Annotated in this window: 20 protein-coding genes; 10 read left to right on the top strand and 10 right to left on the bottom strand. The window is 44.6% G+C overall.

Features of this window, described 5'->3' with window-relative positions:
* Positions 1-17: 17 nt before the first annotated feature.
* The 7 genes from CBX98_RS00960 to CBX98_RS00930 all read left to right on the top strand — a co-directional run bounded on the left by CBX98_RS00960 (position 18) and on the right by CBX98_RS00930 (position 9,313).
* Positions 18-1,223, top strand: a complete 1,206-nt coding sequence (locus CBX98_RS00960) for an aromatic amino acid transport family protein (protein WP_109168378.1) — start codon at positions 18-20, stop codon at positions 1,221-1,223.
* Positions 1,224-1,497: 274 nt separating this feature from the next.
* Entirely contained in the window at positions 1,498-2,622 is a 1,125-nt protein-coding gene (locus CBX98_RS00955; RefSeq protein ID WP_104971656.1) for an HD domain-containing phosphohydrolase, read from the top strand.
* Between the two features lie 87 nt (positions 2,623-2,709).
* On the top strand, positions 2,710-2,928 hold the full coding sequence (locus CBX98_RS00950; RefSeq protein WP_005377723.1) for a hypothetical protein: 219 nt from the start codon (positions 2,710-2,712) through the stop codon (positions 2,926-2,928).
* 325 nt (positions 2,929-3,253) lie between these two features.
* Entirely contained in the window at positions 3,254-4,018 is a 765-nt protein-coding gene (locus tag CBX98_RS00945; protein ID WP_005394180.1) for an ABC transporter ATP-binding protein, read from the top strand.
* Between the two features lie 10 nt (positions 4,019-4,028).
* The gene (locus tag CBX98_RS00940) at positions 4,029-4,913 is read left to right on the top strand and encodes an ABC transporter substrate-binding protein (RefSeq protein WP_109168377.1); all 885 of its coding nucleotides are present in this window, start codon (positions 4,029-4,031) and stop codon (positions 4,911-4,913) included.
* Positions 4,910-6,886, top strand: coding sequence for a Fe(3+)-hydroxamate ABC transporter permease FhuB (gene fhuB / locus CBX98_RS00935; protein ID WP_109168376.1), 1,977 nt, complete (start codon positions 4,910-4,912; stop codon positions 6,884-6,886). Before CBX98_RS00940 ends, fhuB begins: the two co-directional genes overlap by 4 nt.
* 204 nt (positions 6,887-7,090) lie before the next feature.
* Positions 7,091-9,313, top strand: coding sequence for a TonB-dependent siderophore receptor (locus CBX98_RS00930; protein WP_109168375.1), 2,223 nt, complete (start codon positions 7,091-7,093; stop codon positions 9,311-9,313).
* Between the two features lie 41 nt (positions 9,314-9,354).
* Here the strand turns inward: CBX98_RS00930 and CBX98_RS00925 are convergent, their stop codons facing one another.
* The 6 genes from CBX98_RS00925 to CBX98_RS00900 all read right to left on the bottom strand — a co-directional run bounded on the left by CBX98_RS00925 (position 9,355) and on the right by CBX98_RS00900 (position 17,258).
* Positions 9,355-9,903, bottom strand: a complete 549-nt coding sequence (locus CBX98_RS00925; protein ID WP_054867095.1) for a hypothetical protein — start codon at positions 9,901-9,903, stop codon at positions 9,355-9,357.
* A gap of 252 nt (positions 9,904-10,155) precedes the next feature.
* Positions 10,156-11,931: an ABC transporter transmembrane domain-containing protein gene (locus CBX98_RS00920; protein WP_109168374.1), complete on the bottom strand. Its 1,776-nt coding sequence runs from the start codon at positions 11,929-11,931 to the stop codon at positions 10,156-10,158.
* A 3-nt stretch (positions 11,932-11,934) separates the two neighbouring features.
* Positions 11,935-13,674, bottom strand: a complete 1,740-nt coding sequence (locus CBX98_RS00915) for an ABC transporter transmembrane domain-containing protein (RefSeq protein WP_109168373.1) — start codon at positions 13,672-13,674, stop codon at positions 11,935-11,937.
* A gap of 273 nt (positions 13,675-13,947) precedes the next feature.
* The gene (locus CBX98_RS00910) at positions 13,948-14,439 is read right to left on the bottom strand and encodes a type II secretion system protein (protein ID WP_101911898.1); all 492 of its coding nucleotides are present in this window, start codon (positions 14,437-14,439) and stop codon (positions 13,948-13,950) included.
* A gap of 214 nt (positions 14,440-14,653) precedes the next feature.
* Positions 14,654-15,997, bottom strand: a complete 1,344-nt coding sequence (locus CBX98_RS00905) for a sodium:glutamate symporter (protein WP_109168372.1) — start codon at positions 15,995-15,997, stop codon at positions 14,654-14,656.
* 574 nt (positions 15,998-16,571) lie between these two features.
* Positions 16,572-17,258: a DNA-3-methyladenine glycosylase I gene (locus CBX98_RS00900; RefSeq protein ID WP_046875233.1), complete on the bottom strand. Its 687-nt coding sequence runs from the start codon at positions 17,256-17,258 to the stop codon at positions 16,572-16,574.
* Between the two features lie 86 nt (positions 17,259-17,344).
* On the opposite strand from CBX98_RS00900, the gene CBX98_RS00895 reads away from it, so the two are divergent.
* Complete coding sequence (locus tag CBX98_RS00895; protein ID WP_005394200.1) at positions 17,345-17,539, top strand: hypothetical protein; 195 nt, start codon at positions 17,345-17,347, stop codon at positions 17,537-17,539.
* Positions 17,540-17,637: 98 nt separating this feature from the next.
* On the opposite strand, the gene CBX98_RS00890 is transcribed toward CBX98_RS00895, so the two are convergent.
* The 3 genes from CBX98_RS00890 to CBX98_RS00880 all read right to left on the bottom strand — a co-directional run bounded on the left by CBX98_RS00890 (position 17,638) and on the right by CBX98_RS00880 (position 23,097).
* Positions 17,638-20,448: an Hsp70 family protein gene (locus CBX98_RS00890; RefSeq protein ID WP_109168370.1), complete on the bottom strand. Its 2,811-nt coding sequence runs from the start codon at positions 20,446-20,448 to the stop codon at positions 17,638-17,640.
* Between the two features lie 61 nt (positions 20,449-20,509).
* Positions 20,510-22,465, bottom strand: coding sequence for an Hsp70 family protein (locus CBX98_RS00885; protein WP_172605907.1), 1,956 nt, complete (start codon positions 22,463-22,465; stop codon positions 20,510-20,512).
* Positions 22,465-23,097 carry a DUF2760 domain-containing protein gene (locus CBX98_RS00880; protein WP_005394205.1) on the bottom strand — a complete coding sequence of 211 codons (633 nt, stop codon included), beginning with the start codon at positions 23,095-23,097 and terminating at the stop codon, positions 22,465-22,467. The genes CBX98_RS00885 and CBX98_RS00880 overlap by 1 nt, the downstream gene beginning before the upstream one ends.
* 289 nt (positions 23,098-23,386) lie before the next feature.
* Here CBX98_RS00880 and CBX98_RS00875 point away from each other — a divergent pair, with 289 nt between their 5' ends.
* Positions 23,387-24,928, top strand: coding sequence for a sensor domain-containing diguanylate cyclase (locus CBX98_RS00875; RefSeq protein ID WP_109168369.1), 1,542 nt, complete (start codon positions 23,387-23,389; stop codon positions 24,926-24,928).
* Positions 24,929-25,011: 83 nt separating this feature from the next.
* Entirely contained in the window at positions 25,012-25,542 is a 531-nt protein-coding gene (locus tag CBX98_RS00870; RefSeq protein WP_005394213.1) for a 3'-5' exonuclease, read from the top strand.
* 251 nt (positions 25,543-25,793) lie between these two features.
* Here the strand turns inward: CBX98_RS00870 and CBX98_RS00865 are convergent, their stop codons facing one another.
* Positions 25,794-26,234 carry a TerB family tellurite resistance protein gene (locus CBX98_RS00865; RefSeq protein WP_109168634.1) on the bottom strand — a complete coding sequence of 147 codons (441 nt, stop codon included), beginning with the start codon at positions 26,232-26,234 and terminating at the stop codon, positions 25,794-25,796.
* Positions 26,235-26,392: the final 158 nt, after the last annotated feature.

Genomic DNA, 26,392 nt, shown 5'->3' with positions numbered 1-26,392 from the left:
GTAAAGATAAATATACAATGAGTCGTTCTAAAGTATTCGGTAGTACTCTAATTATCGCGGGAACTACAATAGGTGCTGGCATGCTAGCCCTTCCACTTGCCTCTGCCGGCATTGGTTTTTCAACTTCAATCATCATCATGCTCAGTTTATGGGCTCTGATGGCTTTCACTGCCTTACTCATGCTAGAGCTTCATCAGCATGCAGAAAGTAGTGCAACTCTTCATACTTTAGCGAAACAGATCTTGGGCCAAAAAGGCAAGTGGGTGGCAAGTTTTGCGATGTTGTTTCTGTTCTACTCATTGTGTGCAGCGTACATCGCTGGCGGTGGTGCTCAGTTCGGAGACCGCCTTGCACAATGGTTTGACCTTGATATTTCAGGGCCTACATCAACGATAATCTTTACCTTGATTGTGACTGTAGTTGTGACAGTTGGTACAGGTACGGTCGATAAAGTTAACCGAGTGTTGTTCGCGATGAAACTTGTTGCGATGGTTGCTGTGCTTTCTTTTCTTGCTCCAAACGTTACGGAATCTTACTTATTGAGTATGCCGATTGAGCAAGGTCTTATTGTAGCGGCGATTCCTGTTATCTTTACTTCGTTTGGTTTTCACGGAAGCATTCCGGCAATTGTGAATTACTTAGATGGCGATACTTCTTCTTTGCGCAAAGCCGTTATTATTGGCTCGACGATCCCGCTCGTGATTTACATCTTTTGGCAGATCGTGACATTGGGTGTGGTTAGCCAAAGTACGCTTATTGAAAACGGCGGGTTGAGCGCGCTTATTGGTCAACTATCGCAGACGGTGCACCAATCAAACTTAGGCAACATTGTCGGTGTATTTGCTGATTTGGCACTGTTAACGTCATTTCTTGGTGTGAGTTTGGGCCTATTCGAATTTTTGGGTGATACCATCAAAGGGAGCAACGATAAGCCTAATCGCTTGGTTGCGGCACTCGTGACGTTTACCCCACCGCTGGGCTTCGCACTTTTTTACCCTCAAGGCTTTATTATGGCTTTGGGTTATGCAGCGATTGCATTAGCGATTTTAGCCATCTTTTTACCTCTGGTTATGGTGATCAAGGTTCGTAAATCGGATGATTTTACAGGAGAGTACCGAGTAGCTGGTGGCCAAGGCGCATTAGTGATAACGGGTATCGCTGGCACAGGTATCGTATTAGCTCAGCTGTTAATTACGCTGGGTGTGCTTCCTGCTCTGGGCTAGTTGTTTAGAACGTTCTCTGAATAACCTCTAGTTACTGAATCCATCGTAATCAATCAGTATTGTTAAGCCAACGAGTTTCGCTCGTTGGCTTTTTTAATCTGGATCAAATTACCGTAAGATATTCGGTGAAAAAATTGGTAGAAATGTGCTTTTATTTCGTACACTTAAGTTGTGGTATATCGATAATTTAAGTGGAGAAAACCGCTCAAAATACCATTGAATTTACAACACAATGAGCTTCTCTTGTTTCTCTGCTTGGGTGTGGAGGTGAAGTATGGCGCACCGGAGTTTTTACCCGTTTGCAAAACCGCTTAATGAGCAACTGCAAACGCTAAAGGGCAGGATGCAGGCGCACTTGCCGTGTATTGATAGGGTGTCATTTGCTAAATATCACCCAGACCAAGATGTGCTCAAATCATTTGCAGAAAGTGAGTTCGACACTTGGTGTTTAGCCCACCATGAGTCAGCATTCCGTAAACTCCACCACCTCAATATTGCCTCCAAAAACGCGATTCCTCGCATCGTCGAAGATCTTCACGATATTAATCACTGTCCTCGGGTTCAAACCTTACTCAAACACGGATACCAGTCGTCGGTTGCGATTCCTTGTTACGACAATAAAGCATTTACTGGCTTTGTGTTCTTAAATTCCACTCAGCCCAATGCATTTAGCTTAGAAGCGTTGAATAGTCTTAAACCTTATTTCGAAATGATTCAATTTGCGGTTGAATCAGAAGACCACGTCGTTAGCGCGATAGAAACGTTGGCGAACCGAATGCAATGTATGATGCCAGGCTACTCCCCTGAGTTTTACGCGCATACCAAACGAATGAAGTACTACAGCCAAGTCATCGCAACGCAGTTAGCGGATCGTTATCACCTGAATGATGAAATGGTCGAAGATATTGGTATTTTTGCTCAATTCCATGCGCTCAGTGATATTCAGCTGCCAGTTGAAATTGCTAGTCGCCGAACAAATTATACTCAAGAACAAGAGGCGATATTGATTCAACATATTGAGCGTTGCATCGACTCGGCCGATGACATAGTGGCTCGTATCGGAAATCCGGTTCACCCGAGTGTGACTTTGTTTTTGCAGATGGTTACTTATCAATACGAAAACTTAAATGGTACTGGTTATCCGTATGGTTTAACCAGTGGCGATATACCAATAGCCGCGCAAATTACGGCTGTCGCGAATGCCTTTGATTTTATGACGACGCACCATCCGTACAGACAAGCGTGGTCCATCCCATACGCATTGTTAGAACTTGAAAAATGGGTATATCAGGGATGGTTATCTCGAGAATGTGTTAATGCTCTGCGAGAGCATCAAGGTTATATAAAGCAAATCATCCACAAATATCCGGAGCACTATACAGGCTTGGGGTTAATGTGAAGAGCAGTAACGAAGTTGAAATGTTGACGAGGAGGAATATTTAAACAATACTGTTTTTATATACAGTAATAAGTTTGGAGGTGAAGTATGTTGTGGGAAACCCTTGAAAGAGTAAACCGCTTACGCCAACAAGCACTTGCAAATCCTGAGTTTGTTGAGTCAGCAAAAGAGCACGAACAAGCACTTCAGGAGCAAGAATACCATTATCAAACGAAGAAAAAGCGTTCAGCCAAAGACAAACAAGGTAAAAAGTCGCTGGCCGATATCTATAAAGAAGTAGAGTTTGGCGCTGACGCTCGTCATTAATTTATTCACTGCGGCATTTCTCATTTCTTCATGCGCCGCAGTATTCATTCAAATTTATGCGAGGGCAGTGGTAGACCGCTGCTCTCGTTGACCTGCCGACAATCCACTAATGAAGTCATCCGCAACAAATAATCATTAACGCTTAGTAATTCTCTCAATGATTTTGTTGATGTAATGATAATGACAACGGTTTGCATTTGTATCTTTGTTGTTATATAAAACCTCCCTTATTAATCGTTCTGTTGAATAAGAACGGCAAACGTGATGAACGAATGAAAGCGATTGATTAGCTTTCATTTGTGAATGGCTATTAGGTGAAGTAGGGATGTTGGAAGCTAAAGCACTCCAGTTTGAGATTGAAGGCAAGTCATTGCTAAAAGCGTTTGATGTGACATTTGAACCTGGGAAAACATACGCTCTTGTTGGGCACAATGGTTCAGGAAAATCCACATTGTTAAAGTTGCTGGCACAGCAACAGCCATACACCGCTGGTGACGTGGTTCTGCATGGAACGAGCATTAACGATCTCTCAGCGAAAAAATTCGCCCAACACATTGCCTACTTGCCTCAGCATCTTCCGGTGACCGACAGTATTTTAGGTCGAGATTTAGTCGGTTTTGGTCGTTACCCATGGCATGGTTTACTTGGTCGTTTGAGCAAGAAAGATCATGACATTGTTGAAGAATCAATGGCGATGACAGGAACACTAAAATACGCAGATCGCTTAGTTGATACGCTATCTGGAGGGGAGCGCCAACGAGTGTGGCTAGCCATGCTATTAGCGCAAAAAACTGAGTATTTGCTTCTTGATGAGCCTTTGTCTGCGTTAGATATTAGCCATCAAGTCGATATGTTGAAGCTCATCTCTAAACTCAGTAAAGAGTTGGGTTTGGGCGTTATTATCGTATTGCACGACATCAACTTAGCGGCGCGCTTTTGCGATCATATCGTTGCATTACATCAAGGTGATTTGATTGCACAAGGCAATGTTGAACAGGTGTTTACTGAACCTAAGCTAAGGGACATATACGGGATAGAGATGAAGATCTCTGACCACCCTGCGGGTTATCCGGTGGCGATGCCAAGCTAGAGGTTGAATAATGAGCAGTACAAACACTCGACTTAAGCATTTCTCTTTCTCTCTCTCACTTAGTGCGCTTTTGGTCAGTTCCTTTCAAGCAGTAGCTGAGGCGTCACCTCGGGTGATGTCGGTTGATTGGACACAAACTGAAACGATGTTGGCGTTAGGGGTCGTGCCCGTAGGCGTCGCTCAAGGGCAAGATTACGATGCTTGGGTAAAATCGCCACCGTTACCTCCTCAAACTAAGGATGTAGGGTTAAGAACTCAACCCAATATAGAGCGTATTTACGAGCTCAGACCTGACCGTATTTTTATTGCCCCGTACTTCTCCTCAATGAAGCATCGCTTAGTCGATATTGCCCCCGTTACCACCATTGACTTATATGAAAGCGGGATTACAGATTGGTCGGTACTTACTCGTTTCACTCGGAGGTTTGGTGAAGAGCTAGGAAGAGAAGCGGAAGCTGAGGCACTTATACAAAAATATGAAGAACGTTTCTCTTTATTAAAACAGCGCCTAAACAAAGACCAGCCGCCGCTTTTAATGATTCAGTTTATGGATACGAAGCACGTTCGTGTTTTTGGTCAGAATAGTCTTTACTCTCAGGCTATCGAAAAGATTGGGCTGAGTAATGCGTGGAACGAAGAGACAAATAGCTGGGGCTTCAGCTTAGTCGGCATCGATAAGTTAGCAGGTATAAGAGCCCAAATTGTTATCGTTGAGCCATTGCCTCACGGTGGCGAAAAGCAGCTCTCTCAAGATCCGTTTTGGCAATACGTTGTTCAACAGTCTGGTGAGAAGGTCATGCAAGTCGCGCCTGTTTGGAGTTTTGGTTCTATGCCTTCAGCGCTTCGGTTCGCGGAGTTAGTTACGGCGAGTAAGGTCGAGGAGTTAGAACAATGAAAGCCATGCCTTTAAGCCTTGTGGTGTTACTTTCGGCATTTACCTTTTCTATTGGTGCTTTCCAATTGTATCAAGCAAGTTCATTCTCACTGGCTCTTAGCAGTTTATGGAAACCTAACTTTCAATCTATCGATTCCGTCTTACTTCACTTTAGCTGGTGGCCTCGAGTCTTCACCACGATTATATCTGGTGCTGGATTAGCGGTTGCTGGGGTATTGATGCAGCAAGTTCTGCGCAATCCTCTTGCTTCGCCAACAACATTAGGTGTGGCGAGCGGTTCAAGTTTTGCTTTGATGTTAGCTACGCTATTTGCCCCTTGGATGTTGGATATAGCACCTAATTTGGTTGCTCTCATCGGCGGTGTGACATCGATGGGGTTGGTGATGCTGTTGTCATGGCGACGAGCGTTATCTCCAACGGTCGTCGTCGTTTCTGGGTTAGTGATAAACCTGTACTTTGCATCATTAAGTACGGTTATTCTGATGATGAATACCGAAAAGCTGAATGGATTAATGATATGGGGAGCGGGCTCGCTTGTTCAGAGCGGATGGGGTGATTTCTCGTATCTTGCACCTCGAATCGCACTTGCTACGGTTATCGCATTTGTGTTTGCAAAGCCGTTAAGTCTGTTAGAACTCTCCGAGCAAGGTGCCAAGAGTTTAGGTGTCTCGCTAGCCAAACTGCGCTTTGTCTGTCTTGGGCTTGCGGTGTTAATCACTTCTTGGGTCGTTTCTGCAGTAGGAATCATCGGTTTCATCGGATTAGCAGCGCCAGCGATTACTCGATTGATAGGTATCAATAAAATCCAGCATAAGCTTTGGGTATCGATGCTGATTGGTGCCATGTTATTGACTTTAACCGATTTGGTTATTCAGCAACTGCCAGGGCTAATGGCGAGTTTTATACCAACGGGAGCAGCAACCGCTGCACTGGGCGCTCCGCTACTGTTATGGCTGCTACCTCGCTTATCACAAAAGACGCAGGGTCATACTCAAACGGTGTTAACTCGACATCGTCAACATGTTTACAAGCTAAACCCTAAAGCGATCTCATTGGCGTTGATCGGCACATTAATTTCCGTTGTTCTTTTTGCCACGGTTGCTGTGCAAAATGAAGGGTGGACAAACTTGTTTGCTAGCCAAAATTGGATTTTTTTGGAATGGCGCGCACCTAGATTATTTGCAGCAGCAATTGCGGGAGCAATGTTAGCGATTGCTGGCACCATGATTCAACGCCTAAGTGGAAACCCAATGGCCAGTCCAGAAGTGATCGGCATCAGTTCAGGGACAGCGATGGGATTGATCATCGCGATGTTTACTGGGTTAGGTTCGTCAATTTTCACTCTTTCTTTAGGCGGGCTTGTAGGTGCATTAGCGACGGTATTGGTCATTGTGCTGCTAAACCGTAAATCAGGTTTTCAGCCGGAGCGCATTTTGTTGACTGGTATTGCTATTACCGCACTGATGAATGCAATACAGAGCTTTATTCTAGCCACTGGTGACCCAAGAAGTTATCAAGCATTGGCTTGGTTGTCTGGGTCTACCTACTATGTTTCGGTTGAAACGTTACTCCCATTGTCTTTATCTGCACTTGTTTTTATAGGGTTGAGTTTTCTCTGCGTAAGATGGCTAGATATTCTTCCTGTTGGCGCCGCTTCCTCTAAAGCACTTGGGATTCGCGTTGATCGTTCACGCTCGATACTGCTGCTTTTAGTTGCTTGTCTCACGGTCAGTGCGACATTGGTTGTTGGTCCTATTAGCTTTGTTGGGTTACTGGCTCCGCATTTAGCTCGCTTATTTGGCTTTAACAAAGCGTCACAACACATGTTATGCGCCGCGATATTGGGTTCCGGCGTGATGTTGTTGGCCGATTGGTTGGGACGACAAGTTCTTTACCCACAAGAAATACCAACAGGGCTGATGGCATCTCTCATTGGCGGTTTGTATCTGATGTGGGGATTACGCCGTTTATAGATACCAGCTAAGCCTCAACGAAGAAAGTACTTATACAACAAACAAGCACTCGCAGTGGCATTCGTAACCTATGCGAGTGCTTTATGCAAAACCTCTGGTTTGTCTTTTATGGAAACAATTGGCGATGCTGTAACTCGCTTTTCTTTCAGCGATCGCTGAAGTCATGAAGGGTTAGTTTGGCTGCCGACAAAAAAGGAGAATAATATGACTCGGCAGTTTATGCTGACACCAACGTCAATGGCGGTTGTATTAGCGTTATCAACGCCAAATGTCTTAGCTCAGGAAAATGAAAATATAGTTGTGATTGGACAGCAGCAAGACAGTGCAGTTGGCCCTGATTTTAGTTATCTTGGAGTGAAGAGTCGGGCAGCGACGAAAACTGATATTGCCATCAATGAAACCCCAAGAGCGGTATCTGTTGTTACGCGAGAACAAATGGATGATCGTGCCTCTATTAGCATTTCTGACGCGCTACAGTACACACCAAGTATTCAAACTAATTATTTTGGCGAAGATAACAAGCAAGATTGGTTTATTATTCGTGGTTTTAAACAGGCGAACAGCGGGCTGTATCAAGATGGTACCCGTTTATATTCTTCTGGTTTTTATAGTTGGCAAATAGATCCGTTTGCTTTGGAAAGGGTTGAAGTTTTACGTGGTGCCGCTTCTGTTCTTTATGGGCAAAACCCTCCAGGTGGGGTCATCAATGTCGTCAGTAAGCGACCTCAATTTGATGGGGGCTCAGGGCTTGTATCTTTGGAGTACGGTTCTGAAGACCGTAAACAACTTTCTCTTGACGTAAACTCTGAGGTGAGTGAGCAGTTAGCTTTCCGCTTTCAAGGGTTAGCGAGAAAAAATGGGACGAGAATTAGTGGGGTAGAAGCGGAGCGCATTCTTCTCTCTCCATCAATGACGTACAAATTTACTGAGACGTCTGAAATTACCTTTCTAACGAGCTATCAAAAAGACGACTCAGATCCTTATCTGCAATTTTTGCCAGTTGAAGGAACGTTAACGCCAAACAAAAATGGAAAGATCAGTGATAGTTTAGCGATAGGCAATCCCAACTGGGAGACGTTTGAGCGTGAGCAGGTGTCTTTAGGCTATGAGTTTTCTCATGCGTTTAATGATACCACTTCGTTTGTTCAAGCTGCTCGTTACAGTGAAATGGATGTTAAGTTGAGACAAATGTATTCGTACGTTTACTCGGCTGATGTACCTGGGTTGGGGCCGATTTTAGATCCATCAAATGAACGCAAGACCATACTTCGGGGCGCTTCAACAGAAGATGGATCATCCGATGCTTTTAATATTGATAATCGTTTGATGCACCAAGTAAATTGGGGAAGCGTTGAGCATAACTTGATGTTGGGTTTAGATTTTCAAATGATCAGTATCGATGGTAAGGACTTTGCGAATGATCCTATCGTTGCTGATGGTAATGCGCTCTTAAACACACCAATGGGAGCTTTGCCCGATCCTAGGTTTAATGTATTTAATCCTACTTATTCGGATAACATAATGTTACTCGATCCGAATACGCTACAACCATTGAGCGAAACCGATAAGCAAAGAACGAAAATCGATAATCAGCAGCTCGGCGTCTACTTTCAAGATCATATGCTGATCAACGATAAATGGGCGATGTTATTGGGCGCACGTTACGACAATACAAGTAATGAAGTACATAATGTTACCACGGGTGCTCGCACGAAAGTCGATAATGGAGAGTGGACGTTTAGCGTGGGAACGGCTTATATTTCTGATTCTGGCTTCACGCCATACTTTAGTTACTCTCAGTACTTTGATCCAATTATTCAAGAAGACAGCAATGGTAAGCCAGCGAAGCCTGAAAGCGGTGATCAATTTGAAATCGGTATGAAATACCAACCGGATTCATTCGATGGCTATTTCAATATTGCAACGTATCGGGCAACAAAAGAAAACTTGGCTCGTATCTACTTGAGTGAATTAACGCAAATAGGAAAAATAGAAAATAACGGCGTTGAGTTTGAAGCTGTAGCTAATGTGACACCATCCTTAACATTGATCGGGAACATTGCGTACGTTGATGCAGAGATAAAAGAAGACATCAATAAGGTATGGGTTGGCAAAACACCTTCCCAAGTGGCGAATACCGTATCATCAGCTTGGGCACATTATCGTTTCTTTGATGGACCTCTTGATGGCTTTGCTGTTGGCTTAGGTGCGCGCTATACAGGTGAGTCATACGGAGATAATGAAGAGAGACTAAAAGTACCAAGTTACTTTTTAATGGATGCGACGGTCAGCTATCGCATTGGAGATTACAAGCTACAAGTCGCAGCCAAAAATATCACTGATAAAGAGTACATAGCGACATGTGATGGTTTTTGTTGGTATGGCGATCGACAAAATATTATTGCCAGTTTAACTTACGATTGGTGATTTAACGGATAAATAAACACCCCTAGTGTAGGGGTGTTTATTTAGAAATCGGCTTTGCGGACAAAATGTGGGTTTTTGTACTTTTTCTGCGGACCAAACGATGATACTACGAGCTTGTTCCATAACGTTTTGTCAAACTCACCCTTTGGAATCGAAGGGTAGAGGGTTTCCTCTTCTTCTCTTGCAAAGTTCATGTACTGTTTCTTCTTAATTTGATTGTACTTTTTGGCGATCTGGTTATGTTTTCTTACCCACTCCAGTTTGTAATTGTGGAGCACTTTTTCACCTTCTTCCGCACTCATTCGAGATAGGAATAATCGCTTGTACGAGACCTTTCTGTCCAACATTGTGCGCATGACGGTTTGGATATATTTACCGTGGTGCGTGACAGTAATATCTTTTTCGTCAACAGGAGTGACGCACCAGCCTTTAGGTAAAAAGTCTGGCTTCTTAAATTGCTTATTACGCTCCATTAGCGCCTGATGTAAAACTAAATCAGAGGTGCCGCGGAACGTTTTTTGCCATTTACCGATACGAATTTGAATCGAACCAGGCAAGCGATAGATGTTAGTAAACTTATCTTTGTCCATGGACTTGTGTCATGAGATTAATATGCATTATTAGAAAGTGAAAAACAGTCTAGTGCAAAGGGCACCAGACTGAAGTACCGTACGATTTTACAACGACCTTGCGTGATATAGCGAGGGGTTATGTCAATAATAGGTAAGAAATAGAAAATTAGTTCACATTATGAAGAAATTGGAAGCTAATCAGGCTAACTTTTGAAGTTGGGCCGATTATGCCCATGCCTACCAAATAAAAAGAAGGCATGGGTATAAAAATCACACCGCTTCTTCGAGTTGCTTGGTTTCTTCTTCAATCTGCTGTAAATGTCGGTTTGCTTGCTGTAACTGATACATTTGGGCATAACGACCATTTTGTTTCAACAGTGCTTTGTGTGTGCCTTTCTCTACTAACTCCCCATGATGAAGAACAATTATTTGGTCCGCATCCAAAATAGTTGAAAGTCGATGAGCGATAACGACTAGTGTCATGTCTTGTCTGAGTACTGCCAAGCTCTTTTGTATTAAAGCTTCTGTTCCTGAGTCAATATTGGCCGTTGCTTCATCTAATATCAATATTTTAGGTTTTACCACAAGCACACGTGCTAACGCTAAGAGCTGTTTTTGTCCAGCAGATAGATTGGTTTCACCTTGACCTAACTGCGTGTCTAGCCCATTAGGATAACGGTGAATTTGCTCTGCCAAACCTACCTTGTCTAACGCATCCCATATTTGAGTATCGTCAACCGCTCGACTAAGAGAGATGTTTTCTCTGACTGAAGCAGGGAGAATGTGCGGATCTTGCTGAACCATTGCCACATCTTTGCGAAGTACGTCTTTTCCTAATGTTTTAAGTGGACGACCATCTATGAGCAGTTCACCATATTGCGTTGGATAAAAGCCCATTAACAGTGACGCTAATGTGCTTTTACCGCTTCCTGTATGCCCGACAAGCGCAATAAAGTTTTGGTGGTTGGCCCTCAACGAAATGTCTTTTAGGACGTCCTGTTTACCATCGTAGCTAAATGTGAGGTCTTTAAGTTCGATAGCACCTGACCTTAATGGCTGATGATCGTCCCCGTAAGTTTGTTCTTTCGCATCAATCAATTCAAAAACACGTTCGCTTGATACTAACGCTTGCTGAAGTAGAGCAAGTTGCTGAGTCATCTCAATTAGTGGTTCAGTAACTCGCGCAAGATAACTGATAAATGCATACAGTACCCCCACACCAATCAACTCAATACCATTAAAACCAAAGATCGCAACCAAGCAAAGCAACGCAAGACCTGCGAGCAAATCCATTAATGGTCTTAGCAGATAGCCGTTTAGCCGAATCACTCGTTTAGATGCCACCAAATGCTCTGCGGTTAGCTCGTTGAACTGTTTATTAAAACGCTCTTCTTGTTGCATTAATTGAATGACACTCATACCTTGAATGGATTCACTCAGATTCGCATTTATATCAGTCAATAGGTCACGCATCTTTCGGTAGCTTTCTGTACTTAGCTGCTTAAACAAGTACATAAAGCCGATGACGATCGGTAGCAATACAAGCACAACAAGTGTGAGTTTCCAGCTCATAAAAAACATAACGCCAAGCATCACCACAATCATGACCACGTTTTTCACCACGGTCGCGATCAAGAGCTCATAAAATTGCTGTAGAGATTCCGTATCGTTGGTGATTCGCGATACCAATTTTCCAGCAGGAGTGTAATCAAACGCAGATAACGGCTGCTTAATCACGCCAGAAAATACTTGCTTACGAATCGCTTTGATCGTGTTAGCCGCGACAATGCTAAATTGCAATGACTGAAAATACTGGAATGTTGCCGATACGATCTGAAGAGCGATATAACCTACTGCTAGCGAAATCAGAATATTTTGTGAATAGTCACCTTTAGCGATGTGCTCATCAATGAAATATTGAATTAACCAAGGGCCGCCGGCGCTGGCTAACGCTGCAATAAACAGCAAGGCGAGTCCTTTAATCATTGGCTTTGGTTGAGATAATGGGTAAGACATTAACCGTTTAAACGTACTGGTCTGCTTCATTCATTATTCCTCCATCGCCTGTTCTAGTTTTTGGTACTCGAACATTTCGGCGTACCAGCCTTTATGCGCTAATAAAGCGCTATGTTGCCCACGTTCAGTAATGTGGCCGTGATTCAATACAATGATCTCGTCTGCTGCTTCCAATGCGGTGAGGCGGTGCGCAATAACGATTAGGGCTTGATCACGGTAGTGCGTTTCCAAATTCTTAAGGATTTGATGTTCGGTCCGTCCATCAACAGCGGAAAGTGCATCGTCCAAAACCAACACTTGGGCATTCAACAGCATAGCGCGTGCTATCGCAATACGTTGTTTTTGCCCGCCGGAGAGTGTAATGCCTTTTTCACCGACTTCTGTTTGGTAGCCTTCAGGAAACTTCTCAATATCGTCATGTATACAGGCTAACTTTGCTGCTCTGTAGACTTCTTCCTTTCCCGCGTTAGGGTTGCCTAAGGCAATATTGTCAAAGATAGATTTTGAAAATAGAAACGGGCTTTGATTAACCACGGCAAAGCGGTTGCGCCACTGAGGAAGTAGGGCATCTTTAATCTCAACATCCCCGAATGTAATTGAACCGTTTGTTAGGTCGTGCTGACGCAAAAGCAGCGTTAGCAGGGTTGATTTTCCGCTTCCGACAGGGCCAGCTACTCCTAACATTTTACCGGGCTTGAGCTCGATTTTTATTTCGGCCAAAGCTGGTGGTAAATCACTGGACCAGTGGAAAGCATCGATATCAATTTTTAATGGCAGTGGTTTATCTTCTAATGGTTTATTACCACTGACAATTTCTGGTGTTTCATCAAAGATCTCTTGTAGGCGATTCCATGCTGCGGAGCCTCTCTCTAAAATATTAAATAAGAAAGCGAAGGCCAGCATAGGCCATATCATCAACCCTAAATACATCGTAAAGGCTGTTAGATCACCAAGCGTGATCTCTCCCTTATCGACAAGGTAAGCACCAGCAGCGACACTGAGAAGGAAAGAGAGGCCGATGGTGAGTTGGATAGCTGGATCAAATCTCGCGTCGACTCTAGCGACGGCGATATTTTTCTGACCGGTATCATCGACTACATCTTCAAAGCGCTGTTGTTCTTGATTCTCTAACCCAAAAGCTCGCAACATTCGCACGCCGTTAAGTGACTCTTGCGTCATGTCTGACATGGTAGAAAAGGCTTCCTGAGCAATGCGGAAACGTTGATGCAGTATACGGACGATAAAAAAGATGATGATTGCAAGAAACGGCATTGGAAGAAGTGCCATAACAGTGAGCTTCCAGCTAACTTGCGTTACCATGATGATTAAAACTGCAATACCCGTGATCAAGGAATCGGCTGCCGTTAAAACCCCTTCGCCGGCTGTCATTACGATGTTACGTACATCATTAGTACCACGCGCCATGAGATCACCGGTCTTATAACGTTCGAAAAATCGGGGTGGTTGTGTCGATAAGTGCCTATAGAGACGATTACGTAGAATGGTTCCGAGTTCCCAGCTTGCGCCGAAAAGCCAAATTCGCCATAAGATACGGCATCCATAAATGGCAAAGATCAGTGCAGTGAGTCCCAAGAGCCACAGAATCAGCGTATTTGTATCTAACGTGTTATCTACGACCCCATCAACGATGATACCGACCGCTTTAGGAGGAACAAGTTGTAGAGTTGATATCACAGCGAAAAGCAAAATCGATCCGACATAATGCTTCCACTTTTGTTGGAAATACCAACGTAACTGCCAGAATATTCTCATCACGCCTCCCGCTTTAAATTATTGAATTTGTTATAGAACTATTATTGAGCGAAATGATGAGTTTACAAGCACAAATTATTGGCGGTCGGAAAAACGATAGATTGTTTCGATTACGGGCGCGTGCGGTCGCTAATTACTTGTTTTCTCGCTGCAAGCTAACTATGAAACAACATTATGTGAAATAGTTGTTAATAATGGGTTTTGGGGCCAGTATTCTGCTAAAAGCGATGAAAGCACCAAAAGTGCAACTGTTACTTTCACTCACTAGGGGAACTAGCAGTCGTCAGTTTGTATTTTGTAGCTGACTTGGCCTCCTGGAGTTTCTGGGTAGTAAACTTCGACATAACACATATGGTCTGGACCAACAGGTTTGTTTGCAAAGCCGATAAGGAAATAGGGTTCGTCCGGGCTGTCTACCCCGTACCAAGTATTGATAGTGAGTTGAGGGTCGAAACCTGCCAGCTCTTTTGCGGGAATGACATTCTTAATGAATCCAAAGTAACCAATTAGGTCGTTATTGCCGTCATTATCTAGATCAATGTTATATTGTTTGTCGCCATCTACCGTCTCTTGAGATTGAATAACGGCTTTGGTGTACACAAAGTTGTTTGCAGTCATGAGCGCTTCCCTCGCGCCATATAGAACCGCCACTCGAGCATCTTTTTGCAGACCAAGAAATTTAGGAAGGGCAATAACACTAACGACACCAAGGATAATGATGCACACAATGAGTTCAATGAGGGTAAATCCTTGAGAGCGATGCACTGCCTTTTCTCCATGAGTCATGAATAGTTTGGCGGCTATTTTGATATAAAAATGCGCAGGTCAAGTATTAAAAAAGGATGGGAAGGAGTGACCAAGCTTGCAGATCTTAAATATAAAACAAGTTGCTTATTTGTTACATGCTGGTGGGAGGCGGCTATCGAATAAGGGGAGAGAGTTAAATTCGGGAGGATAAAATACCTCCCGAAATGATCAATTAAGACTCGTTTGCGACGGCTTGACCGCTGCGCTTAAATACAAATCGCCAAATGAATAAGACAATGGCAATATAGGTTAGACCAACACCTAACGCTTGCCAGTGCATGCCGTTATACATTGCGATTGGCATAAGCGAGATGATGAAAATGTCCGTAATTGAGCCTGGAACATAAGCGATAGCATAGTCGTCTAACACTTTACTGCGCATTTTGGGGTCGACAATGCGTAATAACGCGATACCCATAGCGACTGTACCTGTTAACCATCCCCAAGAGAAAATGCCTTTCTCAAACCAGTCATCTCCCATGATGCGAGGTGCAACCCAAAAGATAAGCCATAGCGTGAACGCGATACCACCAATTGCGAGCACTACCATTGGCATTAAATACTGCGCTAGAACCGTGATCTTAATAGCTGAAATACCAAAGATGATCAGGTAATCCGTACTAATACCCGCTGCGTGTTTGAATGCGCCGTCACATAGGTAATGAGATGCCTTGGTTTGCTTAGCGATGATTCGAACTAACATACCGCCTAGAAAGCCAGTAACGAAAGTCGGAATTTGTACCTTATCGTGAAAAGAAGATAAGTAGTTGGCTGCTACATAAGAGAAAGCCGTTACCACTACAACCAGCGCCGCGTGAATTGCGAAAGAATCGACTGACAATGATGACATCGTATCTTTCATCACAGGTTCTTGATCGTCAGGTTTCACTAAGCCTTTGCGTTCGTGTTCGTCCATGCTGTCGAATGTCGTAAAGCTACGAATCCAGCCCATTTTCAACGCAAACTGAAGCATTAACATGCCCACAGAGATTGAAATAAAGATCCCAACTGTGGCGAACGTTAAACCGAGCGTGAAGCCATCTTCCCAACCAAGTCCCGTGAAGATTTCACCGACTACAGATGCTGAACCATGTCCGCCCATGAATCCAGCGGACATGGTTACGCCAAACCCAGGATTAATCTCAGGCCAAAAGAAGGTGGTAAGTACTAAACCAAACATTGCTGCAAACAGCCATTGCGACACGGATGCAATTTGGTTAAACGCCCACAATGAGCCTGCTCGTTGAGCAACCACTTTTGGTGACGGGACATCTGTTGCTAAACCCAACGCAGAAAAAAGTGCAGCAGTTAAGAGGCTTGCGTTTGCGGTAAAGGTATCTGTCCAAGGTAATACGTTAAGCAGAGCTGGGCCAAAAATAAGACCAAATAACCCAGCCAATACAGCAGATGGAATGTACATGCGTTGTAGTAAAGGCATATGTACACGAATTACTTTTGCTGCAATTAATAGTAAGCCAGCGATGGCTAAGTCAGTCAGCATTAGACCTTTTGGCATTTCTTGTCCTCCAGTAAATGCGTTCAAGGGGCTCATCCTTTTAAGCAGCCTTGATGTAATAAATAACTTCCAGCACAAAACCACGAAAATAGTCACTCATGTGACATCGCGTCATGGTTGTTCTAGTCAGCACTTTATTGCGCTGTCGAATTTGTATTAACGGATCTGTTGATCCTTAAATCTATAAAGTGAGTGCAATTGTTGTGAGTGCTCACGAAGTGTTGAGAAATTTGAATAAATTCCTCGATCAAGTTTCTGATAGTTCACTCAGGAAGGGCGTGTATCCTAGTCAGTTTGTCAGCGCAATGCAATTGAGCGTCATCAATATTTAGTGCCTAAAAACTGGGCACTTGTAATTAAATATTTGATAAATAAAAATATTGAACAAGAAAAATAATTTGTCGATATGATAACTTTTTGTGATTTGAAGGGGGATTTTGCCACTTTAAGGAGGGATTTTTTGGAGGAATCGAGAAAGTAGTAATATCAGCAAGAGCTAAAGTAGAGTGATTCGCGCAAATATCATGCGTTATAGGGGGCCGGAATTTCGCCCCCCGAGCTACAAAGTGCTTGTTTAAATTCGGTTGTCACCAGTACTAAACGCGATAATTTGACTGATTTCGGTCAAGCTTCTTCCACTTTCTTGCTGCCACTGAATAAAGGCTTTATTAGCAGAGTCCAAGGACTTTTTCGTGTCTTTGCCACCTTCAATGATCTTGCAATTGCGCAGGTAAGCCTCGACGTCGCTAGACAAGATAAAGGTATCAACGCCCATTTGGCGTAAAGTGTAAGGGCCTGTATTTCCACCCAAACGACTACCATGCTTCTTCAAGTAGCCCCATAGATCCGTGATCTTTTCCCGAGGCCATTCAGCAATCATGTTACTGAACGAGCCATATTCGATTCTTGCTTCATGGATCATGCGAGCGTTGGCCGGAATCGACATGACTTTTGTGAGGTGGCGAATAATGCGTTTGTCCGTTGCTTTGGTTTCCCATTGTTCGTCAGACAGCATCAATAGCGGCTCAATCTTAAATCCGAAGAACACTTCTTCGAAGTTCGGCCACTTATTGCGAACCACGCTCCACGAAATCCCACTTTGGAACACCTTCATCGAAAAAGCGGCGAGCCAACGGTCATCGGGAATCGCTGCTAATTCCTCTTTACTTAATGGGTGAGACAATAGCGCTTCAAGCTGATCTTCTCCGCCTTTTCGCTCAGCAGCACGTTGATAAATCGCGTCAAATTTTTCGATACTCATAAAAGAAGTTAGTCCTAGTTTATGTCGATATTTGCGAAACATACTACGCTTAAGTGGCTGAATCGTAAATTGATGGAGTGTCACAAATGAAGAAGGTCACATTAACGTTTGTCGGGGAAGGTTCGGAGCGTATCGCGGATAAATTTTATACTTGGCTGGCTGATGGCGGATTAGAAGACAGCTTAATTGAGACTCTATCGGACAGAGAAGTGTCGGTGGTCGGTATTAGTGATATGGATAACGAAACGCGTGATGTAGTAATTACGACAGAAATGAATTAGCGCGTTGTACACGACCAAAACCAAAAGAATGCGATACAACAAAGCCCTTCGTCGGAAGGGCTTTGTACGTCTAACTCGTGTTCTTGTGTAGAGTGGATTTAATGATGAACCAGCGTTAAACCGCTTGGTAAAGCATCACCGAAGACACGTTTTGACTCACTTTCTGAGAGCTCTTTCACTTCTTCAACCAGTGATACCCAAGATTCAGGCACCTTGCTTTGCTTCAACTTAACCAAGACCTGCTCACGGTAGTCGTCAGAGATATCGAATAGTCGGTCGCCCGTCTTACGACAAATCATTACGGCTGCGAAAGCGATCATTGGTTCTTTCTGCCAGTTTTGTTCCAGTAATTTAGGTAGCCACTGTTCCGCTTGTTCACGAGGAATGACGTTGTGCTGGCTGCCATAAAGTGGCGTTCGCGATGCCAAGCGTCCCAATGCCCACCAGTGCGCTTGTTCAAACTGGTTTTGGTTGATGGCTTTGCTCAAGAACCACGTTGCCAATAGAACTTTGTCTTCGACTTCTAGGTGTTCAAGCGACGCCGCCAATCGAACCATGGATTCATAACCCATGTCTTGTGCCGCTTTAGCTGACTGTGGGTTTTTCATCGCGCCAGGGTGTAGGTATTTCGCGATGTCCGCCAAGATGGTCTCTTGCTGCTCTTGGCTTAAACCACCGGCAATACGACGCCAGAATACCCACCAGTCAGTCCAACCTTGATGGTTTTTGAACTGAATGTTTTGTTGGTAGAGGCCCCAAACTTGCTCAATGCGCCAAGAGTCTGTTGGATCGCCAAAGCCCGGACGCAGTGCAAAGCCCGCCAAACGAAGCCAGTTTTTCTCGTGCTGTTCAGAACGACGGCGACGTTTACGACCTTGTGCAAAGGTATCAAACAGTTGACGTAGGGTAGTGAAATCCCACTCGTCACGTTTGCCGAGCTTCTTCTCAAGATCTTTGGCTAAGGTTTTGATCTCTTTGCCTTCTGCGCTTTTTTTGTTACCGCTGTATAGGCGAGCGATTAGCCCCTTACATTCGTTCAGTTTAGGGTGAAGCTTAACTTGCTCGCTGTCATCGGTTTGCTTGTTACGGACTTCAAATTCGAGTTCCCAACGTTTGTTGTCGTCTTCTGCGCTGACACATTCCATCTTAAGTGTGCCGACTTCAGTCAACTGACACGCCAGTTGTACTTCTACGCGCTCTTTCTGGTTGGCTTGCAGTTCGGCACCTTCACCTTCAAGGGTGGTGATATAAGGCGGCAGAGGAGCAAACAAGTCTGGGTCAACGTCAACCATCACGCCGTTTTGAATAGCGGTGTTATTGGTTAAGGTGTCGTGGGTAGAAGTCAGCAGGTTAAAGCGGACTGGCTCTCCAAGAGTGAGCGAGAAACGACGACCGCTTAAACGGATCTCGTGACCTTCTTCTGTACCTTTTGCAAGCAAACAGAGCGCTTTGCCCATTTTGTTCTTTTCTTGAAGATGCAAGAAGTAAGAACGGGCTGCACCACCACCAATTTTAAGCTGTGCACCACGACGTGCTTTACCAAACGCAACAGCACCCAGCGCAACAGACCAATCTGGATGTGGGTTATCTAATACCGTAACCGGAGCGCCGCGCCAATCGGACAGTAGGGTAGTGACACGCTCAGTCACCAGATCACTGTTGAACACGCCACCGTTGAGTAGCAAACCGACTGGAATGGCATTTTGTTTGTCGTCTTCGATGCCAAGAGCGGCACGAGACACTTGCTGATGCATCGTTAAGAACTCGGCAACGTGCTTGCTCACCGCTGGGTCAGCAACGTATGGAAGGCCAAACTCGACAACTGCGCTGCGGCGTTTGTCTGGTACTTCACTGAAATCAGAAAGCGGGAAGAAGCCATCTAATGCGATTTGGTGCACTTCTTGTTTGCTTAGAGCAATACTCTTTGTGCCCCCAAGTAGCTTAGAGCCGCTACCTAACATGGTGATCTTCACTTCGTCAGGTGCGCTCGCTGAAAGCAGGTTCTCTTTCGCTTTACGTGTTTGCTGAATTAGCTTTGTTAGGCTTGCTGCAGTGAGCTTCTTACTTTGATTGAAGCGGCTTTCTGCAAGGTGTGCTAATGCTAAGTCGAGGTTATCACCACCCAGCATCAAGTGTTCGCCAACGCCAATACGATCAAGGGCTAGCTCATCTTGAGAAGAGAAACTTGCTTCAATCAAGCTTAAGTCGGTGGTACCACCGCCCACATCGCACACCAGAATCAGCGGTAGCTCTTTGAGCTCATCAGCTGCGGCTTTCTGATGGCGTGCGTACCAGTCGTAACATACGGCTTGTGGCTCTTCGAGCAGGACGATTTTCTTTAAACCTGCCAACTCTGCGGCTTCAAGCGTGAGCTTACGAGCCGTCTCATCGAATGATGCTGGAACAGTCACAACCACATCTTGGTCTTCTAGCTTGTTGCTAGGGTGACGGTAGTTCCATGCTTGACGAATGTGGTTGAGGTAGCTTGCGCTGGCAATGACGGGTGAGACTTTATCCACGTCTTGCGCGCCAGCCCAAGGGAGAATGTCTGAGCTACGATCTACCGCTTGGTGCGATAGCCAGCTTTTTGCACTGGATACCTGACGTCCTTCCACCTTCGCGCCTAATTCACGAGCCCATTCACCAACGATGACATTGTTAATGTCGCCAGCAACAGGTTCGTTGTCCCAAGGAAGAGTGAGGTCAGAAGGGGAGATTTGACCTACAGCTGGATGATAGCGGAAAGAGGGCAGAAGTGGTTTACGAACGACTTCGCCCGGACCAATCAGTTGGTCGATGTCAAATAGGGATACTTCGGATTGTTCAAGGTTGTCGGTGATTTCACAGTAGGCCACCACAGTGTTTGTGGTGCCGAGGTCAATACCAACAAGGAAACGAGGAGATGCCATACAAAACCAAACCTTCGTGTATTTAAAAACGGCACCCGATTGGATGCCGTTTGACTTCTAATTATTGTTCTTCGTTTGAGTCACTTTTCGCGTCTTCGCGCACATCGAACTCAACATGCCATTTTTGCCCGTTATCAGCGGCAATGGCTTCTAAGTAAAGCGTACCAAGCTCTGTTACGCGAGAAGCTAGGGTAACTGGAACCACTTCACCTTCACGACGACCTTCTGATACAGGCAGCGTTACTTGGATTTCTGGTAGCTCTTCAAGCTCTTCTGGTGCCCAGTAGTCAAGGTGAGTACCTGCTAGGTCGTCACGACGAACGGTTGAGCCGAAGAATTGGAAGTTAACTGGCTGGCCGATGATCAAACCAAACTCTTGGCTTGGTACGTCAACGCTTGAGCCTTCTTCCATACCAAATGGTGCTACACACAGTGCTTCCATTGGAGGTGCCATGCCCGGAATCGCAGGCATCGCACTTTCGATACCCACGTAGTACGCCGAAGCAATACCGCCGCGGATACGAACGCCTTGACCACGACGCACAGAGCCGTAGTAAGCCGCACCGCTAGCAACCGCAAGGTCTAGATCCACACCTGTTAGGCGTTTCGCCATTTCTGCGTCTGCTTCAATTAGCCATTCGTTGATCGTGTCTTCTAGACGAGTTGCTAGAAGTTTCGATTTCAGAACACCGCCGTTGAATAGGATTGCTGTTGGCTTGATGAAGTCAGCCGATTGCGCTGCATCCGCGCCAGGCATACCTGGCATGTTTGCAAATGGGTTGAAATCTTGAGCTTGCGCTGATTCACCACCGCTTTGCGCGTGTGCTTGCTTAGACAAGAATGCTGCAATGTGGCGAGTAATACCCGCATCTTGTGCGTAAGGCAGACCCATTTGTGTTAGTGCACCACGGTTACGTTGAACAGGGTGGTCCGTAATCGCAACTTGAGGGAAGAAGCCGTCAACCAATGTTTGTTGTACTTCTTCTTGAGTCAGTTCTGTCTTCAACGTTGCGCCAAGCAGTTTAGAACCGCGGCTTGGTACCACGATTGGTACTGACTGAAGTTCGCTGTCGTTCAATAGCGCTTCTTTCGCGTCACGACATGCGTGCGTCATCGCCTGAACTTGCCACGGCTGTAGCTCTTTGCCTTCTTGCGCTAGCTTCATCTTCAAGCGGTACGCAAGTGCAAGGTCCATGTTGTCACCGCCAAGTAGGATGTGTTCACCTACCGCGATGCGGTTCAAAGTTAGGTTGCCGTCGTCTTCAGTTACTTCAACCAAAGACAGGTCAGTTGTACCACCACCGATATCGACCACAAGCACGATGTCGCCAACTTCAACTTCGTCGCGCCATTTGTCGTTGCTGTTATCAATCCAGTTGTAAAGTGCAGCTTGTGGCTCTTCTAGAAGCGTTAGGTGCACAAAACCAACGTTGCGTGCTGCTTCTGCAGTTAGATCACGAGCAGCAGGATCGAAAGAAGCCGGAACCGTAATGGTAACGTCTTGATCGGCAAGTTTGTGATTTGGGTTCGCGTGATTCCAAGCATCTTTTAGGTGCTCTAGGTAAAGCTCTGTCGCGCGAAGAGGGGATACTTTTTCCACTTCTTCAGGGCTACCTGCTGGTAGGAATGCGTCACGACGGTTTACACCACCGTGGCAAAGCCAAGATTTCGCACTTGCAACAAGACGAATTGGTGTTTTTGAACCTAGGTTACGTGCAATTGCACCAACTAGAGCTTTTGGCTCGCTCGACCACGGAAGAACGCGTGATTGCGGGTTCATTTCGTGTTCGTGTGGTTGGTATAGGAAAGAGCCTAATTGGCTGCGAGTCTCTACTGTACCTGGCGCAGTAAGCTGCGGGATAGGCATCACTTTAACGCGAGCATCTTCGTCGTGTGTATCAACAAAAGACATGACACAGTGTGTTGTACCTAAGTCGATACCAACACTGAATTTAGGCGTCTGTTGAGTTTCAACAGACGCTTCTTGAGAATGGTTTTCTTGGTTCATGTGTTCCATTACAGCTCAACCTCGGCTGGAGCAATCACAGATGCATCGTAGTTTTCAGCCAGCTTAGGAAGGTTCATCGATGTTGCCTTCCAGCCTTTGTGCACTAACGTGCCTTGGAATGGCGCGCTACCTGTCACGTTGCCAGTAAGGCGGATTTCTTGTGGGTTGAAGCCTTCTTCAACCGTAATACGAGTTTCTTCGTCTTCGTTGCGAACGTGCGCAAGTGTCACGTAATCGTTCAATACTTTCTGCCCACCAGTATGAATTACGCGAGCTGCTGCGCCTACTTCTTCATCAGAGAACGAAGTTAGGTCTTCTTGTAGGAAGTCGATCAGACGAGCTTCTTGTTGCATGATAGAGAGTAGCTGCATTGCAGAATCAGTAGAAGCTGTTGCGAGTTTCGATTCAACTTCAACGACTTTTTCTACGACTTTCTCAACTTCAACGACTTTTTCTACTTCGACGATCTTCTCAACTGGCTTCTCAACTTCGACGATTTTCTCGACCGGTTTTTCTACGACTTTCTCAACCACTTTTGATTTGCGAGAGACCGCGACTAAAAGAAGCAAAACGCTCGATGCGGTTAGGCCAGCGTGAAGCATATCGAACGTTTGAGGAATTAGGTTCAAATCAATGTTCATGACGTTTTTTCTCTTTCTATTGATTATTGGTGCTCAGTATTGGCTCATATGTGTTCACTAAAACGATCGTCTTTGCGATCTTGCACCAAGTTTAGACATTAAAATGATGACGGATGGTAGCATATTCAAGGCTTAAGGCTGTAATAATTCGTGACTATACCGTACGAACAGCGTGAAAAATCGACGATCGGACTGCCCAGCATAGGTTGTTGCTTGATGTTTGTGCGTTGCTAACGCAGTATTTCAATAGATCCCGAAGTTTAACTTACGGAAGTATCAAAATTACGATATGACACAAAGCACCGCTCACAAGAGCGTTATCAAACGACATTCAGACTCTATTCTAGCTTTTGCAGCGACGTTGTGTGTCACTGCTGGTGTGGTCGGTGCTGCTTATACGATGCAGCAACGGTATACGCAGACGACGTTTGATACTTTAGCTGACCGACAAGCAGAATCACTGAAAGCGAACGTCGAAAATGATTTAAAGTTTATTGGTGCAGGTGCAAACTTTTTTCATTCGATTGAACGCACCTATTGGTCTTCGTTCCCAATGTATGCGGAACAAGTAATCAATAGCTCGCGAAGTCTAATCGGACTTCAATGGATGCAAAAGGTCGAATTCGAAGACCTTGATGAGCATATTTTAAAGACCCGTCAAACATTTCCTGATTTCCAACCGTTTACCGTTCCTAAAGATGGCCCCAAAACCTACGGGTACATTTTTGAACACAAAGAGCCAATTTTTATCGCATCGGATATTTATCCAAGAACACCAGAAAACCTTTCTCTATTAGGTTTCTATTTTTCACGTAAACGCTTCGATCTCATCTTGGATGATATATCCACAAATGGGCGAGCAAATGTCTCGGATAAAGTTCGCTTACTGCAAGATGGGTATGACAAGTCCATTCCTAAAACTGGGCTGCTAGTGTTCCATCCAGTGTTTGACTTCGAGAACCAACATTTATTAGGTGTAGTGACAGGGGTGATTCGAAGTACGGTTTACTTTGAGGATTTGATCACGAAAACCGCGACTGAGCTAGATATGTCGGTGCGCGTAGAAGATTTAGGCTTTGACGCAGCAGATGACTCCGTTCTCTTCCAAAGTTCAAACTGGGATAACATTCGAGGAACGGTTATAAGCCGTACCATTCAACTGCCTAATCGTGAGTGGCGGATTGATTTTAAACTTTCTGATGCCGTCTCTGCTTGGGAGCGTTCTATTTTAGCGGGCACGACATTAGCCGGGTTGGTAATCGCCTTTTTGATTAGTTGGATTGTGAATTTACAGTCACGAGAAAAAGAGCGCTTGGCGGTTATGTTAGAGCTTAAAACCGTCGAATTAAAAAGGATGGCTGAGCGTGACCCTCTAACTCAGTTACTCAATCGCCGAGCGTTTAACGATCATTTGCTTAGCCAGATAAACAAAGGTGTTAGCTTCGCATTGGTTGGTTTTGATATCGACCACTTCAAAGTTATCAATGACAAGCACGGTCATTTAGGGGGAGATGAAGCATTGCAGCATGTGACTAAGCTAGTCAGTGCGAATCTAAAGCCTGGAGACCGATTTTATCGTGCTGGTGGTGATGAGTTCTGTATTATTTCTAAAGTCATTGATAAAGAAGCACTGGAAGCTTATCTGGAAAAGTTGCGGAGCATCGTGGCAAGTACGGCTTTTGACTATGGCGATGCTTCAATCATTTGCACGTTAAGTATCGGCGCGGCTGTCCATAAAGATGAAGATCCTGAAAGCTTGTATCACAAAATGGATAATCAACTTTATTTGAGTAAAAAAAACGGTCGTAATAATGTGTCGATTGGCGATTAAATGGGCGTGCAAATTCGAGTTTTACACCGTGTTACGGTAGAATCCCACGCTTTAAAATTTTATGTTAGGAATCAAGACAAACTATGAACCATAACCGTATTGTATGCTTCGATTTAGAAATGTGTTGCTGGAACGAAAATGGCGTCGGCAGTACGGGTGAAATTATCGAAGTTGGGTTGGCTGAAATAGATTTGTCTAGAGGCGAGATAGTCAAGCGAGCTCAATACTACGTAAAACCTGAACATGATGAAGTTTCGCTGTTTTGTGCCGAGCTAACAGGTATTACGCCGCGTAAAATTGAAAAACAAGGGCGCCCATTAGAAGAAGTGCTTAAATCCATGGTTAAGAACTTTGGTGGTCGAAACAAGATTTATGCATCATGGGGCCGAGATGACCTCATCCTGCTTGAAGAGTGTAAGCAAAAAGGTATTGAAGCGCCATTTACGGAGTTCATCAACTTAGCAACGCTTTATCGCATTCAAAATCGTCTTAAGGATAAACGTATTGGTCACCGAGCCGCTCAAGAAGCAAAAGGCATTGATTGGGAAGGGCGCCAACATTCTGGTTATGTGGATGCGTACAATTTAGCGAAGCTTGCTCTGACTATGCTTTAATAGTCCTTTATAGATAGGCAAACTTGTAATCAAATCGTCATTCAACCATTGTTGTTTTGTCATGGAATCTGTTTAGTGTAGAGCTCGTCAAACACATTCATATCTTGACCAGTATTTTAATAACAATGTCGTTGGCTTATCGAAAAACGCGCGTAATGCGCGTTTTTTTGTGGCTATAGAACTCAATCTTCGCCATCATTTCACGGTAGACTTGAAATAGCTTGCGCGACTTACATGTTTACCTTGTTTCCTTACTGAGATTGCAACTTTGCTCGAATGAACTCACTGTGATCAACGTAGAGTAGTTCTGCTGTTTTGCGGATCACTGCATCTTCTAGTGGATCAATTTCGCCATCGGCATACGCCACTTCCCACATGCTTTTGATTAAGTTGTAGCGTGTTTCTTGAGTCAATTCTCTCAGTTGAGAAGTAAAATCGTACAGAGACGCGGAGTCTTTTATTTTCTGTTGCGCTTGCTCTAACAAAGCATTTGATTCTTCTTCATTTAATGACAGAAGCTTCATCAATAATGAACGCTTTGTTTCTTGCTCTTTATCATCGACGTTATGGTCTGCGCCAGATACTTCACACAGCAAGCACGCGATAGCCATATTCGCAGAGAGTGTGTTGGTTTGGCTTAAATCAGAGCCTTCAATGAGCTGTTTAAATAATGAGGTAAGAGAGTTAAACATATTGAACACCGAGCTATTGTTTATTTGGTTAACATGGTCATAAATACGGTAGATCTCAAGGTGTGGTATCAAATTTAGCACGCCGTTGACAGTCAAGAGCTTTGCTAATCTACCCAAATCCCTCGTACTTTTAAGTTCAGCCAAAATGACTTGCCTTC

The organism is Vibrio sp. T9 (genome assembly GCF_003123985.1).
GTDB lineage: Bacteria > Pseudomonadota > Gammaproteobacteria > Enterobacterales > Vibrionaceae > Vibrio > Vibrio diabolicus.
This window is presented reverse-complemented; position numbering and strand designations above follow the sequence as displayed.